12 protein-coding genes are annotated in these 14,143 nt (G+C 71.8%); 8 read left to right on the plus strand and 4 right to left on the minus strand.

Translation table 11 applies throughout. From position 1 onward, the window contains the following. Positions 1-99: 99 nt before the first annotated feature. A complete protein-coding gene (locus AB0F68_RS29470) occupies positions 100-1,458 on the minus strand; it encodes a hypothetical protein (protein ID WP_357344112.1) in 1,359 nt (452 codons plus the stop codon). A gap of 375 nt (positions 1,459-1,833) precedes the next feature. Here AB0F68_RS29470 and AB0F68_RS29475 point away from each other — a divergent pair, with 375 nt between their 5' ends. The 8 genes from AB0F68_RS29475 to AB0F68_RS29510 are packed head-to-tail and all read left to right on the plus strand — an operon-like array spanning position 1,834 to position 10,875. Next, positions 1,834-2,880, plus strand: coding sequence for a LacI family DNA-binding transcriptional regulator (locus tag AB0F68_RS29475; protein ID WP_357344114.1), 1,047 nt, complete (start codon positions 1,834-1,836; stop codon positions 2,878-2,880). Between the two features lie 39 nt (positions 2,881-2,919). Then, positions 2,920-4,515 (plus strand): FAD-dependent oxidoreductase, encoded by a 1,596-nt coding sequence (locus AB0F68_RS29480; protein ID WP_357344115.1) that lies wholly within the window; start codon positions 2,920-2,922, stop codon positions 4,513-4,515. Positions 4,516-4,542: 27 nt separating this feature from the next. Next, entirely contained in the window at positions 4,543-5,826 is a 1,284-nt protein-coding gene (locus AB0F68_RS29485; protein ID WP_357344117.1) for a sugar ABC transporter substrate-binding protein, read from the plus strand. Positions 5,827-5,837: 11 nt separating this feature from the next. Beyond that, positions 5,838-6,785 carry a sugar ABC transporter permease gene (locus tag AB0F68_RS29490; RefSeq protein ID WP_357344119.1) on the plus strand — a complete coding sequence of 316 codons (948 nt, stop codon included), beginning with the start codon at positions 5,838-5,840 and terminating at the stop codon, positions 6,783-6,785. Continuing rightward, complete coding sequence (locus tag AB0F68_RS29495) at positions 6,775-7,617, plus strand: carbohydrate ABC transporter permease (protein ID WP_357344121.1); 843 nt, start codon at positions 6,775-6,777, stop codon at positions 7,615-7,617. Before AB0F68_RS29490 ends, AB0F68_RS29495 begins: the two co-directional genes overlap by 11 nt. Further along, positions 7,614-8,528 carry an ROK family protein gene (locus AB0F68_RS29500; RefSeq protein ID WP_357344123.1) on the plus strand — a complete coding sequence of 305 codons (915 nt, stop codon included), beginning with the start codon at positions 7,614-7,616 and terminating at the stop codon, positions 8,526-8,528. The genes AB0F68_RS29495 and AB0F68_RS29500 overlap by 4 nt, the downstream gene beginning before the upstream one ends. Further along, the gene (locus tag AB0F68_RS29505; protein ID WP_357344125.1) at positions 8,525-9,232 is read left to right on the plus strand and encodes a putative N-acetylmannosamine-6-phosphate 2-epimerase; all 708 of its coding nucleotides are present in this window, start codon (positions 8,525-8,527) and stop codon (positions 9,230-9,232) included. Before AB0F68_RS29500 ends, AB0F68_RS29505 begins: the two co-directional genes overlap by 4 nt. Before the next feature lie 2 nt (positions 9,233-9,234). Then, positions 9,235-10,875, plus strand: a complete 1,641-nt coding sequence (locus AB0F68_RS29510; protein WP_357344127.1) for a DUF4127 family protein — start codon at positions 9,235-9,237, stop codon at positions 10,873-10,875. Positions 10,876-10,936: 61 nt separating this feature from the next. Here the strand turns inward: AB0F68_RS29510 and AB0F68_RS29515 are convergent, their stop codons facing one another. The 3 genes from AB0F68_RS29515 to AB0F68_RS29525 form a co-directional block, all read right to left on the minus strand. Next, positions 10,937-11,230, minus strand: coding sequence for a DUF1330 domain-containing protein (locus tag AB0F68_RS29515; protein WP_357344129.1), 294 nt, complete (start codon positions 11,228-11,230; stop codon positions 10,937-10,939). 65 nt (positions 11,231-11,295) lie between these two features. Further along, on the minus strand, positions 11,296-12,015 hold the full coding sequence (locus AB0F68_RS29520; protein ID WP_357344131.1) for a copper homeostasis protein CutC: 720 nt from the start codon (positions 12,013-12,015) through the stop codon (positions 11,296-11,298). Then, a complete protein-coding gene (locus tag AB0F68_RS29525) occupies positions 12,012-14,138 on the minus strand; it encodes an ABC transporter ATP-binding protein (protein WP_357344133.1) in 2,127 nt (708 codons plus the stop codon). The genes AB0F68_RS29520 and AB0F68_RS29525 overlap by 4 nt, the downstream gene beginning before the upstream one ends. Between the last annotated feature and the right edge of the window lie 5 nt (positions 14,139-14,143).

Genomic DNA, 14,143 nt, shown 5'->3' on the forward strand with positions numbered 1-14,143 from the left:
CCCCGCCCGCCCGGCCCCCCAACCCCCCCCCCCCCCCCCCGCGCACTAAAACAGCCTGGGGGGGGGGCCCCCCGCGGGGCCCCCCCCCACCACCGGCGACTAGTTGCTTCCCTCGTCGTGTGGGACGGTGACGGTGACGGTGCAGCCGACCGGTCGTCCGATCTCGTCGTGGCCGGCGTAGGCAAGGTGGTACACCCGGTCCCCGCCGTTGCCGGCCCGCTCGGCCCGCAGCATGCCGCTCGTGTCGGGGGTGCCGGTGGCGAAGCCGCTGACGTCCGCGGCCTCACCCCCGGTCACGCCGGTCAGGGTGAACGCGTTCGGGCCGAGCACACCGTCGTGCAGGTCCACGGTCACGTTGACCTCGACCAGCTCGTGGTTCGGCGGCCACAGGACCGGGCGGTCCGCCGCGCAGTCGAGCTGCCGTACCGGCAGCGGGTCGGCCAGGGTGGCGGTGGCGTGTCCGATGGTGGCGGTGAGCCGGGCGCCGGCTTCGTAGTACATGTGCGCGGTACGCCCGTCGAAGTAGAACGTCGGCGCGGCGGACCGGCCGAGGTCGGGCGCGGCGGTCATCGAGTCGTGCACGACGCCGAGATGGACCTCCTGGTCGAAGTCCTCGCCGACGTCGACCGCGTGCATGTTGCCGTCTGCGGCGTGGTAGATGACCAGGTTACGGTCGTTCCAGCGGAGGAAGAACGGCCCGGAGGCGTTCGGGCCCTCGTCGCCCTGCGGGGTGACGATCGGTTCGGGCTGCATGTTCCAGTTCCGCGCGTCGTTGGAGACCGCCCAGCGGATCCGCCGGGACACCGGCCCGGTGGGTCCGGGGGCCGCCGCTGTGGGATTGTCCATGAAGAGCATCAGGTAGCGCGTGCCCAGGCGGGGCACGGACTGCTCGAACACCCGGGCGTAGGAGGTCTCACCGCCGGTCGTCTCGTTCCGGCTGACCGCGGTGCCACCGTAGTTGAAGTGGATGCCGTCGTCGGAGGTCGCGTACCGGGTGATCGAGTTCTCGCCGTGGAAGTAGAGGAAGAGCTTGTGCTCGTCCTCGATCCAGACCGCGTGGGGCGAGGAGATGTGGCTGACCGTGGAGTAGTACGGCAGCCAGGTGTTGCTGATCAGCGGGTTGGCGGCGTACTCGGTCCACGGCCCGTCGATCGAGTCGGAGTACGCGAGGGCGATCCCGCCGGGACGCTCGTGCGGCGCGTAGTACAGGTAGTAGGTGCCGAGCGGGTTGGGGAAGTAGTCGGCGGCCCGGATGACGCTCGGGAAGATGAACTCGTTCGTCGGGTTGTAGGCGAGCGTGCTCTTGTCGAACGCGGTGCCCTGGTAGGTGAACTGGGGGAAGTCGAGCCCGGGATCGGCGGCGGCCGGTGCGGCGCCGGCCATGGCGACGACGAGCAGGCCGGCACTGGCGGTCGCCAGGACAGCTCGTCGGGACGACGGGGCGGATGGTCTCGTCATGCGGCTTCCTCTTCTGTCGGTTCGATCGGACGCGGTTACGGTTCACGAGCAGCCCGGGATGACTCTCAGTAAGGACACAGGGGACATCGACCGGCGGAGGCACGGTGGCATCGCCGCGCTAATACGTATTAGCATCTATGTTTCTCAAATGTTGTGCGCCCGGCGGCGTTTCTGTCAAGAGGCGGTCCGGCGACGCGCCGATCCGCCCGGGCCGGCGACCAACCCGTCGGGCGCCCGATCGCTAATGCGCATTACTCCAGCGGGTTCATCCCGCGGAAATCTCTCGGCCACCTCTTGACACACGCCGGTCCACCCGCCAGGCTCCTTCCCAACGCCGAGCGCTAATACGCATTAGCCGCACCGGAAGGACCCGACGTGACCACTCCCCCCAGACGTGTCACCCAACGTGACATCGCGCGGATGGCCGGCGTCAGTCAGGCGACGGTGTCGCTGGTGCTCAACAACCGGACCGACGCCGAGGTCCGCATCGCCCCGGAGACCCGCGACCGGGTGTTGCGGGTCATCGCCGAGACCGGGTACGCCGCCGACCCGGTGGCCCGCCGCCTCGCCTCGCGGTTCAACCGGATCATCGGCGTCTTCACGTACGAGCCCGCCTTCCCCAGCGGCAGCCGGGACTTCTTCCACCCGTTCCTGCTCGGCATCGAGGAGTACGCCGAACGGGTCGGCTGCGACCTGCTGCTGTTCACCAGCGCGCCGGTGGTGGACGGCCGGCGACGCATCTTCCACCACGACAACCGGCTGCGCCTGGCCGACGGGTGCATCCTGCTCGGGCGCGAGATCGACGGCGCGGAGCTGCACCGGCTCAACCGCGACGGATATCCGTACGTCGCCGTCGGGCGCCGCGACGACGCCGGCGGGCCGGTCCCCTACGTCGGCGCCGACTACGCCTCAGCGGTTGCCCGGCTCGTCGAGGTGGCGCTGCGGCGCGGTCACCGCCGCCTGACGTACCTGAGCATGGGCACCACCGCCGAATCCTCCGAGGACCGGCTCCGTGGGTTCCGCGCCGCCGCGACGACCGCGGAGAGCGCCCGGCAGCTGTCGGCGCCGGCCGGAGATGCCGGCACGACCCTCGACACCCTGATGGCCGACGGGACCACCGCCGTCTTCGTGGAGAACTTCGCCACGGCGGTGGCGCTGGAGTCGGCCGCCCGTCGGCGCGGCCTGGCCGTGCCCGGCGACCTGTCGATCGTGACCCTCGGCGACCCGACCGTCCCGGTCCCCACCGACATCACGTTCACCGGGTTCCGCATCCCCCGCGAGGAGATGGGCCGGCAGTCGGTCGAGGTGCTGACGGGCGTCATCGACGGCAGCACAGGCGGCCTCCAACAGCGACTTCTCCCCTGCGAACTCGTCGAGGGCAGCACCCTCGGCACCCCTGATCGGGCGGTCGACCGACGCTGAGCGGTCGGCCGCGCAACTGGAAGGAAGCAAGTGGTACTCATGCGTGCGGACGTCCTCGTCGTCGGGGGCGGACTGGGCGGCGTCGCCGCGGCGCTCGCCGCGGCCCGGGCCGGCCGGTCCGTCATCCTGACCGAGGAGTTCGACTGGCTCGGCGGGCAACTCACCAGCCAGGCCGTCCCGCCGGACGAACACTCCTGGATCGAACAGTTCGGCGCCACCGCCAGCTACCGGGCGCTGCGCAACGGCATCCGCGACTACTACCGTCGCCACTACCCGTTGACCGAACGGTCCCGGGCCTGGACCGACCTCAACCCGGGCGCGGGTTGGGTGAGCCGGCTCTGCCACGAGCCTCGGGTGGCCGTCGCCGTCCTCGAACAGATGCTCGCCCCGTACCTCGGCGCGGGCCGGCTGCGGGTGCTGCAGCCGTACCGGCCGGTCGCGGTGGAGACCGACGGGGACCGGGTGACCGGCGTGACGCTGGCGCACCGCGACCGGGACGAGCGGATCGACGTGGTCGCCCCGTACGTCCTGGACGCCACCGAGACCGGCGAGTTGCTGCCGCTGACCGGCACCGAGTACGTCACCGGGTTCGAGTCGCAGGCGGAGACCGGTGAGCCGAGCGCCCCGGCCGAGGCCCAGCCGATGAACATGCAGGCGGTGTCCGTCTGCTTCGCCATCGACCACGTCGACGGCGACCACACCATCGACCGCCCCTCGGGATACGACTTCTGGCGCGACTACAAGCCCGACTTCTGGGGTGACCGGCTGCTGTCCTGGAAGTCGCCGCACCCGCGCACGCTGGAGATCGTCGAGCGCAGCTTCACGCCCAACCCGGACGACGACCCGTTGACCGTCAACGCCGATCAACGCGTCAACCCCGGCGACGGCAACCTGTGGACGTTCCGGCGGATCGCCGCGCGGCGCAACTTCACCGACGGCGCGTACGGCAGCGACATCACGCTGGTCAACTGGCCGATGATCGACTACTTCGAGGGTCCGGTCATCGACGTGCCGAACGCGTCGTGGCACCTGGCCAAGGCCCGCGAGCTGTCGTACTCGGTGCTCTACTGGCTGCAGACGGAGGCGCCCCGGCCCGACGGCGGCACCGGCTTCCCCGGCCTGCGGCTGCGCGGCGACGTGACCGGCAGCTCCGACGGCCTGGCCCAGGCCCCGTACATCCGCGAGTCCCGGCGGATCCGGGCCGAGTACACCGTCGTCGAGCAGGACCTGTCCCTGGCGGTCCGGGGCGACCACGGCGCGGTCAGCTACCCGGACGCGGTGGGCGTGGGGATGTACCGGATCGACCTGCACCCGTCGACCGGCGGCGACAACTACATCGACGTCGGCTCCTGCCCGTTCGAGATTCCGCTCGGCGCGCTGATCCCGCGGCGGATGGAGAACCTGCTTCCGGCCGGCAAGAACATCGGCACCACGCACGTCACCAACGGCAGCTACCGGCTGCACCCGGTCGAGTGGAACGTCGGCGAGGTCGCCGGCCTGCTCGCCGACTTCTGTCTGGCGCGGGGCGAGTCCCCGCGTTCGGTCCGCAACACCCCCCGTCTGCTGGCCGACTTCCAGGACCGCCTCACCGCGGCCGGCGTGGAACAGCGCTGGCCGCGGATCGCGGGCTACTGAACACACACCCCCGGTGAGGAGAAGATTGTGAGAGCAGGAAAGGCCCTGCGCGGCGTCGCCGTGGCGCTGGCCGGCGCGCTCGCCCTGACCGCCTGCGGCGGCGGTGGCGAGGCCGCCGACAGCGGCCCGGCGAAGCTGCGGATGACCGTCTGGTCGGCCAACGAGGCGCACCTCAAGCTGTTCAACGAGATCGCCGACGAGTACCGCAAGAGCCACCCGGACGTCGCCGAGATCAAGTTCGACCCGCTGCCGTTCGACAACTACACCACCACCCTGACCACTCAGATCGCCGGCGGGAACGCGCCCGACCTCGCGTGGGTGTTCGAGAACTCCGCCCCCGACTTCGTCGCCTCGGGCGCGCTGCAGCCCTTGGACGACACGCTCAAGAAGGCCGAGGGCTACCAGTACGAGGACCTCTCCCCCGCCACGCTCAAGCTCTGGCAGAACGACGGGAAGCTGTACGCGTACCCCTTCTCGACCTCGCCGTTCGGGGTCTTCGTCAATACCGACATGGTCAAGAAGGCCGGTCAGAAGACCCCGGCCGAGCTGATCGCGGCCGGGCAGTGGACCTGGGACAACGCCCTGGCCACCGCCGCGGCGGCGGGGGTGAAGTCCGGCAAGGCCGGCCTGGTCATCCGCGACTTCGACTACAAGGGCTGGGACAACCTGTCCACCTTCTGGACCGGGTGGGGCGCCCGGGCCTGGAGCGAGGACGGCAAGACCTGCGGGTTCAACAGCCCGGAGATGGTCGAGGCGATGACCACCCTGCACAAGGCCACCTTCACCCAGAAGGCGCTGCCCGGCCCGGGCACGACGGCCGACTTCTTCGCCGGTGACTCGGCCATGACGATCACCCAGATCTCCCGCGCCTCGCTGCTGAAGGACGGCGGCTTCGGGTGGGACCTGGTGCCGCTGCCGGCCGGGCCGAAGGGGAACTACGCGGTGGTCGGCCAGGCCGGCATCGGGGTGCTGAAGAAGAGCCCGCACGCCAAGCAGGCCGCCGACTTCCTGTCCTTCTTCACCAACCCCACGAACTCGGCGAAGCTCGCCCAGTTCTTCCCGCCGCCCCGGCAGTCCCAGCTGACCGCCGAGACGCTCGCCAAGACCAACCCGAAGCTCAAGCCGGAGCAGCTGCAGAAGGTCGTCATCGACGGCATCACCAACGGCGTGGTCAAGCCCAGCCACGCCGGCCAGGCCGAGCTGAGCCAGCAGGTCCGCGCCGGCCTCGACCCGCTGTGGCAGCCGAACGCGGACGTCAAGGCCGTGCTCGACGGCGTCTGCGCCAAGATCCAGCCGCTGCTGGCGAAGTAGGGCTGACGATCATGACCCAGACGGACACCAGGGTGGGCCCGGCGACTGCCGGGCCCGCCCCGGGCCGGGCCCGGCCGTTCTGGACCACCCGCCGCCGGGACCAGCTCACCGGTTACCTGTTCATCACCCCGCAGCTGCTCGGCAGCGCCGTTTTCGTGATCCTGCCGCTGGTCCTGGTGGTCTGGTACAGCCTGCATGAGTGGAACGTGCTCGCCGGGACCTTCGACTTCGTCGGCACCGACAACTACCAGGCGCTCGCCGACGATCCCAACCTCGGCGCGGTGCTGCGCTCCACCGGGCTGTTCTCGGTGGGCCTGGTGGTGTTCAACCTCGGCCTGGCGCTGCTGCTGGCCGTCCTGCTCAACCAGCGGCTGCGGGGCACGATCCTGTTCCGCACGCTGTTCTTCTCCCCCGTGGTGGTCTCGCTGGTGGCGTGGACCATCGTGTGGGGCTTCCTGCTGCAGGACAACGGCGGGCTGAACAGCCTGCTCGACACCGTCGGCGTGGACGGGCCGAACTGGCTGCGCGGTGAGGGCACCGCGATGCTGTCGGTGATCGTCGTGCAGGTGTTCAAGAACGTCGGTCTGAACATGGTGCTGTTCCTGGCCGCCCTGCAGGGCGTGCCGGCCGATCTGTACGAGGCCGCGGAGGTCGACGGGGCGAGCCGGCTGCGCCAGTTCTGGCGGATCACCGTGCCGCTGATCAGCCCGACGATCCTGCTCACCTCGATCATCACCGTGGTCGGATCGCTGCAGGTCTTCGCGCAGATCGCGGTGCTCACCCAGGGCGGGCCGGGCACCTCGACGACGGTGCTCGTCTACTACCTGTACCAGCAGGCCTTCCAGTTCCATCACTTCGGCTACGGCGCCACGCTGTCGATCGTGCTGTTCGGCATCGTGCTCGCCCTCACCGTGCTGCAGTGGCAGATGCGCAAGAGGTGGGTCTTCCATGAGTCGTGACCTGTCGCGGCGGACCAAGCTGGTGCTCTACGGGGTGCTACTGGTCCTGGCGATCCCGTTCGTCTTCCCCACGTGGTGGATGGTCACCTCGTCGCTGAAGCCGGTGGCGGACATCTTCGCCTTCCCGCCGGACCTGCTGCCGACCAACCCGCGGCTCGACGCGTACCGGCGGGTGTTCGAGTTGCAGCCGTTCGGGCAGCAGTACCTGAACAGCCTCTACATCGCCCTGGTGGTCACAATCGGCACCCTGGCCGTGTCGGCGCTCGCCGGCTACGCCTTCGCGCGCATCCGGTTCCGCGGCCAGAACGTGTTGTTCCTGGTCGTCCTCGCGGGCCTGCTCATTCCCAGCGAGGTGACGATCGTGCCGCTGTTCCAGATGTTCTTCAAGCTCGGCCTGGTCAACACCCACTGGCCGTTGATCCTGGTGCCGATCTTCGGCGCGCCGAGCGTGCTGGCGACGTTCATCATGCGGCAGTTCTTCATCAGCCTCCCCGGCGAGTTGGAGGAGGCGGCCCGGGTCGACGGGCTGGGCCGCTTCGCCACCTTCTGGCGGATCGCCCTGCCGCTGTCGCGGCCGGCACTGGGCGCGGTGGCCATCTTCACCTTCCTGCACAGCTGGAACCTCTACCTGGAACCGATCGTGTTCCTCTCCTCTCCGGAGAAGTTCACCCTGCCCCAGGCGCTCACCCAGTTCGTCGACGCCTACGGCGGCCCGATGTGGGACGTCCAGCTGGCCGCGGCGTCGATGACCGCGCTGCCGGTCCTGGTGGTGTTCGTCATCGCGCAGAAGCAGTTCGTCGAGGGCCTCGCGCACACCGGCCTCAAGGGATGACGACACCGGTGGTCGGCATCGACATCGGCGGCACCAAGACGGCGGCCGCGCTGGTCGGCCCGGGGGGGCAGGTGCTGGAGCGCGGCGAGGTGCCCACGCCCGCGCGGTCCGGGCCCGGGGCCGTGCTGGACGCCGCCGCGCGGCTGGCCGCCGACCTGCTTGGCGCGGCCACCGGGCCGGTGGGGGTGGGCACCGCCGGCACGGTCGACCCCGCGACGGGCAGCATCCGGTACGCCACCGACAGCCTGCCCGGCTGGACCGGCACCCCGGTCGCCGGCGCGCTGGCCGCCCGCCTGGGTCGACCCGTGCGGGTCACCAACGACGTGAACGCCGCCGCGCTGGGCGAATGCTGGGCCGGCGCCGGACGGGACCGCGCCCATGTGCTGCTGGTGGCCGTCGGCACCGGGCTGGGCGGGGCGCTCGTCCGAAACGGCCGCCTCGAGACCGGTGCCCGCGGGGCCGCCGGCGAGGTCGCGCACCTACCGGCCCCAGGGGCGGAGCGGCTGCGGTGCGGGTGCGGCCGGCACGGGCACCTGGAGGCGATCGCCTCGGGCAGCGGGCTGGCCGCCGCATACTCCATCGAGACCGGAACCCAGGTCACCGGCCGGACCGTGGCGGACCGCGCGGCGGCCGGCGACGCCGTCGCCCAGCGGGTCGTGGACCGGGCGGGAGCAACCCTCGGCGCGGCCCTCGCGGGGTTGGTGACCCTGCTCGATCCGGAAGCCGTCCTGGTGGCCGGCGGGGCGGCCGGCGCCCTGCTGCCCGCCGCCTCGGCCGCCTACTCGGCCGAGTTGCCCGCGGGCTGGGCCGGCGTTCCGCTGCTGCCCGCCGCGCTGGGCGCCGACGCCGTCGTGGTCGGCGCGGCCCGGCTGGCCATGGACGTACGCGACGTTGAAGGGGCTAGCCGGTGAGCGTGCTCGACGACCTGGCCGGCGGGCTGGTGGTGTCCTGCCAGCCGCTGCCCGACGACCCTGACGACCCGATGCGGGACCCGTACGTCCAGGCCCGGGTGGCGGCCGCGGTGGTACACGGCGGCGCGGTGGCGGTCCGGATCAACGGACCGGACGACGTCAGGGCGGTACGCGCTGCCGTCGACGTACCGGTGATCGGGCTCTACAAGCACGGCACCGAGGACGTCTTCATCACCCCGACCCCGACCCACGCGCTCGAGGTCGCGATGGCCGGGGCGGACATCGTCGCGGTCGACGCCACCGACCGCCCCCGACCGGACGGACGCACGTTCGCCGACACGGTCGAAGCGATCCGCGAACGGACCGACGCACTGGTCCTGGCCGACGTCTCCACCACGGCCGAGGGTGCCGCCGCCGTCGAGGCCGGCGCGGACGCGGTCGCCACCACACTGTCCGGCTACACCCCGGCCAGCCCACCGACTGACGGGCCCGACCTCGGGCTCGTGGCGCGACTCGCCGCACTGCTGCCCGTGCCGGTGCTCGCCGAAGGGCGGTACCGCACCACGGAACAGATCGGCCGGGCCTTCCAGGCGGGTGCGCACGCGGTGGTGATGGGCAACGCCGTCACCTCACCGCTGTGGATCACCCGTCGGCTCGTGCCGGCCACCCCCCGCGCGGCGGGCGCCCCAAGTAAGAGGGAGTGAGCATGAGAAGACGTACCCTCCTGGCCACCGGCGTGGCCGGGCTGACCACCGTGGCCCTCGGCCGACCCGCCTTCGCCGGGCCCGCCGAGCGGCAGCTGACCCTGGCACTGGTGCCGCTGGACGATCGGCCGGTCAACACCTACGCCCCGCAGATGACCGCGGCGAGCGCCGGCGCCCGGGTGCAACTGCCGCCGCGGGAACTGCTGGGCCGCTTCTTCACCCCCGGCGACGGGGCCGCCATCGCCCGCTGGCTCGGCACCACCGACGGCGTCGACGGGTACGTGATCTCGGTCAGCATGCTCGCCTACGGCGGCCTGATCGCCTCGCGCACCGCCGCACCGACCCTGGCCGCCGCCCTGGAGAACCTGGCCGCCATCCGAAGCCTGCGCGCGACCCGGCCGGGGGCGGTGATCGAGGTGCACGACACCATCCAGCGCCTCGCGGTCACCAGCACCGGCACCGAGCTGGACAAGTACCGCGACCTGCTGGTCAGCTGGGCGAAGCTCTACGACCAGGTGGTGAACCTCGGGCAGGAGGAGCTGCGGGCCCAGCTCGACGCCGTCCGCGCGAAGATCCCGGACCAGGTGGTCGAGGACTATCTCGCCGCGCGGGCCCGCAACCACCAGGTCAACCGGCTGATGGTCGAGTGGGTCGCCGACGGCACCATCAGCCACCTCGTGCTCTCCGAGGACGACACCGCGCCGGTCGGCCTGGCCCGGGCGGAGCGGGTGGAGCTGGAGGCGCTGGTCGCCCAACTCGGCGTCGGCGACCGGGTGGAGATCTTCCCCGGCGCCGACGAGGTCGATGCGTTGCTGGTCGCGCGGGTGATCGCGGCCGGCACGACGCCCACCTACCGGGTGGAGTACGCCGGCGTCTCGGGCGAGGACTGGACCGCCCAACTGGAGGGCATCCCGTTCGCGGAGAACATCCGCCGGCACGTGGCCGCCGTGGGGGGACGGGTCGTGAGCGGCGACGCGGACATCGTGCTCGCCGTGAACACCCCCTCGGCGACGCCCGGGCAGCGGGCCGCCGACCTGGACGCCTTCGTCGGGCGGATCGGCGAGCTGCTGGCCGCCGGCACCCCCGTGATCGTGGTGGACCCGCTGATCGTGAACAAGGCGGACCACGACCTGGTCGCCCGGATGGAGAGCCGCCTGGACCTCGCGGCGCTGCTGTCGTACTCGGGGTGGAACACCGGCGGCAACGCACTCGGCCTGGCGCTCGGGCACGGCACCGCCCGGTGGGCCTTCCTCCGCTCCTCCGGCAGCGGTTACGGCGTGCCCGACCTGCACGGGCCCGGCCAGGCGCACGCCGAGTACCTGCTCCACCGGTTCGTCAAGGACGACCCGTGGAAGAACATCGTGCAGGTCGAGGCGTACGCGCACGCCCGGGCGCAGGGCTGGGACCCGCTCGCGCTCACCGCCGCGCAGAAGACCTACTTCGACGGCTGGGTGCGCGAACGGCTGGTGCCGCTGACCGAGCGGTACTTCGCCGACCACTTCGCGGGGCACCGCATCGTGCTGGGCCGGCGAGGCGTTAACACGTTCACGGCGACCCTGGCGCGCTTCGAGTCGGCGCGCGTCGAGTTGCCGTGGGACCGGCTGTTCGAGGTGATCCTGGAGCCCCGGCTGCAGCTGTCCTGACCGGACTACCGGTCGCGCCGGGCTCTACCCGCCGGCGCGACCGGGCCGGCGTCGCCCGGCGTCAGGGTGTCGCTTCGATGATGCGCAGGTCGCGGTCGGCGCCGTCGCCGAGCGCCCGCAGCGCCTCCTGATAGGCGGGGGTCTCGTGGGCGGCGACTGCGGCGTCGACGCTGTCGAACTCGATCAGGGTCGTACGCTCCAGCGCGCCGGACTCGAACGCGTACGCCGGCAGGCCGCGCGCCAGGAACGTGCCGCCGGCCGCGCGCAGCGCCGGCCCCGCCAGCTCCGCGTACGCGGCGACCTTCTCCTCGTCGCTGATGGACCGGTAGGTGGTGATCCAGTAGGCCTTCGGCACCGTCGCTGACTCCCGCTCATGAGGATGGGCACTCCCGCGCTGGACTGCCCTGCGCAGCGTAACGGTCATCGACCGGCGCTCGGTCCCGTCTGGGCACGCGTGGCGTCGACAACCCGACGTACCTCGTCGCCGTCGGTGGCCTCGCGTCCGTCGCGCTGCACCGGTGCTCGCAGGTGCACCTCCCGCGCTCCGGTCTCCGCGAGCACCTGCCGGACGTTGTGCGACCGGATGCCGCCGCCGGCGATGATCCGCAACCGGTCGCCGGCCCGCTGCCGCAGTGCGGCGATCTGCGTGGCACCGGCCAGCGCGGTCGGCGCCCCGCCGGAGGTGAGCACCGCGTCGGCCCCGAGGTCGATGAGTTCCTCGATCGCCCTCAGCTGGTCGCCGACCTCGTCGAAGGCCTTGTGCACCGTCACCGGCAGCGGTCCGGCCGCCTGGATCAGGCGCCGCAGCACGGCCAGATCGAGGCCACCGGCGGCGGTGACGGCACCGACCACCACCCCGACCGCGAGATTGTGCGGATTGGGCAGGCTGCGGATGGCCGCGATGTCCGTGAGCATGACCTGCTCCTCGATCCCGCTCACCCGGAAGTCACCGCCACGGGGACGGACCATGACCCGTACGCCTACCCTGCGCAACGTCCGCAGCGCGACCTCGACCGTTCCGAGGCTCGGAGTGGTGCCGCCCTGGCCGAGGTCGGCGCAGAGCTCGAGCCGATCGGCTCCGGCGGCCTCGGCCACGAGCGCGGTCGGCACGTCACTCACGCAGATCTCGACCGTGGTCATGCGGCCGCCCCGGCCCGAGCCGACGCCGCGGTCGACTCCGGACGCAGCGGGAAGTGGCAGGCCACCTGGTGCGCGTCGCCGGCCAGCGGCGGCTCGGTCTCGCAGATGTCCTGGGCCAGGGGGCAACGGGTCCGGAACCGGCACCCGGTGGGCGGGTTCAGCGCGCTGGGCAGCTCGCCCCGGATGGTCACGCCGTCGCGCTCGGTCGCGGCGTTCGGCGTGACGGAGGGGACGGCGTCGATGAGCGCCTGCGTGTACGGATGCCGGGCGGCTCGGACCACGTCCCGCGCGGGCCCGACCTCGACGAGCTTGCCGAGGTACATGACGCCGATCCGGTCCGCCATGTAGTCGACGACGGACAGGTCGTGGCTGATGAAGACGTACGCCAGACCGAGTTCACGCTGCAGGTCCCGCATGAGGTTGAGGACCTGCGCCTGGATGGACACGTCCAGCGCGCTCACCGGCTCGTCGCCGACGATCAGCCGGGGTTGCAGGGCCAGCGAACGGGCCAGCCCGATGCGCTGCAGCTGACCGCCGGAGAACTCGTGGGGGTAGCGTTCCAGGACCCGCCGCGACAGCCCCACCTGGTCGAGCAGCGTCGCGATCCGCGCCCGCCGCGCCGCCGGGCCGCCCACCTTCTGGATCTCGAGGGGTTCGGCGAGGATGGCGTCGACGCGCATCCGCGGGTTCATCGCGGCGTAGCTGTCCTGGAACATCAGTTGGACCTGCCGGTGCATCCGGCGGCGCTCCCGTCCGGCCAGGCCGGCGAGGTCCGTGCCGTCCAGCAGGATCTGTCCGGCGGTCGGCCGCTCCAGCCCGACGGCCAGCCGGCCCACGGTGGACTTGCCGCAGCCGGACTCGCCGACCAGTCCGAACGTCTCGCCCGGGCCGACGTCGAACGACACGCCCGCAACGGCACTCACCTGCCCGGCGGTGCGGCGCAGCAGCCCACGGCCGTGCGCGGCGTAGTTCTTGACCAGGTCCCGCACCGACAGGACGGGCTCGGCCGCCGGCTCACCGGGTCCGGCCGCTGGGGCTGCCGGATCCGACACCGGCTGGACCTGCACCGGGCCGGGCCGGCTGAGCGGTGCGGCGGACCCCGCCGGCACCGGGTGCAGGCAGGCGTGCTGGTGCTCGCCGGCCGACAGGGTCACCTCGGTGGTCCGGCACTCGTCGGTGACGTGCCGGCAGCGTGGCGCGAAGCGGCAGCCGGTCAGGGGCCGGGACAGGTCCGGCGGCAGGCCCGGAATGCTGTAGAGCCGGGCGTGTTCACCGGACTCCCGGACCGCCGACTCGGGGAGCGCCTCCATGAGCGCCTCCGTGTATCGATGCCGGGGCGAGCGGAAAAGCTCTTCGGTCGCTGCGGTCTCGACCACCCGTCCGGCGTACATGACGGCGACCCGGTCGGCGCGGCCGGCGATCACCCCGAGGTCGTGGGTGACCAGGACGACGGCCATCCCGAACTCTTCCCGCAGGTCGTCGATGAGTTCGAGGATCTGCCGCTGGGTGGTGACGTCGAGCGCCGTGGTCGGCTCGTCGGCGATGAGCAGGCGGGGGGAGCAGACCAGGGCCATCGCGATGGCGACCCGTTGCCGCATCCCGCCGGACAGCTCGTGCGGGTAGTTGTCGACGATCCGCTCCGGGCGCGGCATCCCGACCCGGCGCAGGATCTCGATGGTCCGCTCGCGGGCCTCCGCTCGGCCGACCCGCTCGTGCACCCGCAGCGGTTCGCCGACCTGGACGCCGATCCGCATGGTCGGGTTGAGCGAGGTGAGCGGGTCCTGGAAGACCATGCCCATCCGGACACCGCGGATCCGGCGTACCTCGTCCGCCGACAGCGAGCGCAGGTCCCGGCCCTCGAAGAGGATCTGTCCTCCCGTCACCCGGCCGCCGGGCGGCAGCAAGCCCATGATCGAGAGTGCGGTCATCGTCTTGCCGCTGCCCGACTCCCCCACGACGCCGAGGGTCTCCCCCGGCATGACCTGGAGACTGACCCCGTCCAGGGCGTGCACCGTACCCCGGCGCAGCGCGATGTCGGTGTCGAGATCGCGCAGTTCCAGCAGGGGCTGGACCACTGCCGGCTCGCCGGCTGCCGGCGCGTGTCGGACGGTCGATTCGCTCATTCTCT

It is taken from the genome of Micromonospora sp. NPDC023966 (assembly GCF_040639095.1).
GTDB lineage: Bacteria > Actinomycetota > Actinomycetes > Mycobacteriales > Micromonosporaceae > Micromonospora.

Excerpts from the sequence above, each read along its gene's own strand:
- AB0F68_RS29510 (WP_357344127.1), top strand. The coding sequence starts at position 9,235 with ATGAGAAGACGTACCCTCCTGGCCACCGGCGTGGCCGGGCTGACCACC.
- AB0F68_RS29495 (WP_357344121.1), top strand. The coding sequence starts at position 6,775 with ATGAGTCGTGACCTGTCGCGGCGGACCAAGCTGGTGCTCTACGGGGTG.
- AB0F68_RS29520 (WP_357344131.1), bottom strand. The coding sequence starts at position 12,015 with ATGACCACGGTCGAGATCTGCGTGAGTGACGTGCCGACCGCGCTCGTG.
- AB0F68_RS29490 (WP_357344119.1), top strand. The coding sequence starts at position 5,838 with ATGACCCAGACGGACACCAGGGTGGGCCCGGCGACTGCCGGGCCCGCC.
- AB0F68_RS29500 (WP_357344123.1), top strand. The coding sequence starts at position 7,614 with ATGACGACACCGGTGGTCGGCATCGACATCGGCGGCACCAAGACGGCG.
- AB0F68_RS29480 (WP_357344115.1), top strand. The coding sequence starts at position 2,920 with ATGCGTGCGGACGTCCTCGTCGTCGGGGGCGGACTGGGCGGCGTCGCC.
- AB0F68_RS29470 (WP_357344112.1), bottom strand. The coding sequence starts at position 1,458 with ATGACGAGACCATCCGCCCCGTCGTCCCGACGAGCTGTCCTGGCGACC.
- AB0F68_RS29525 (WP_357344133.1), bottom strand. The coding sequence starts at position 14,138 with ATGAGCGAATCGACCGTCCGACACGCGCCGGCAGCCGGCGAGCCGGCA.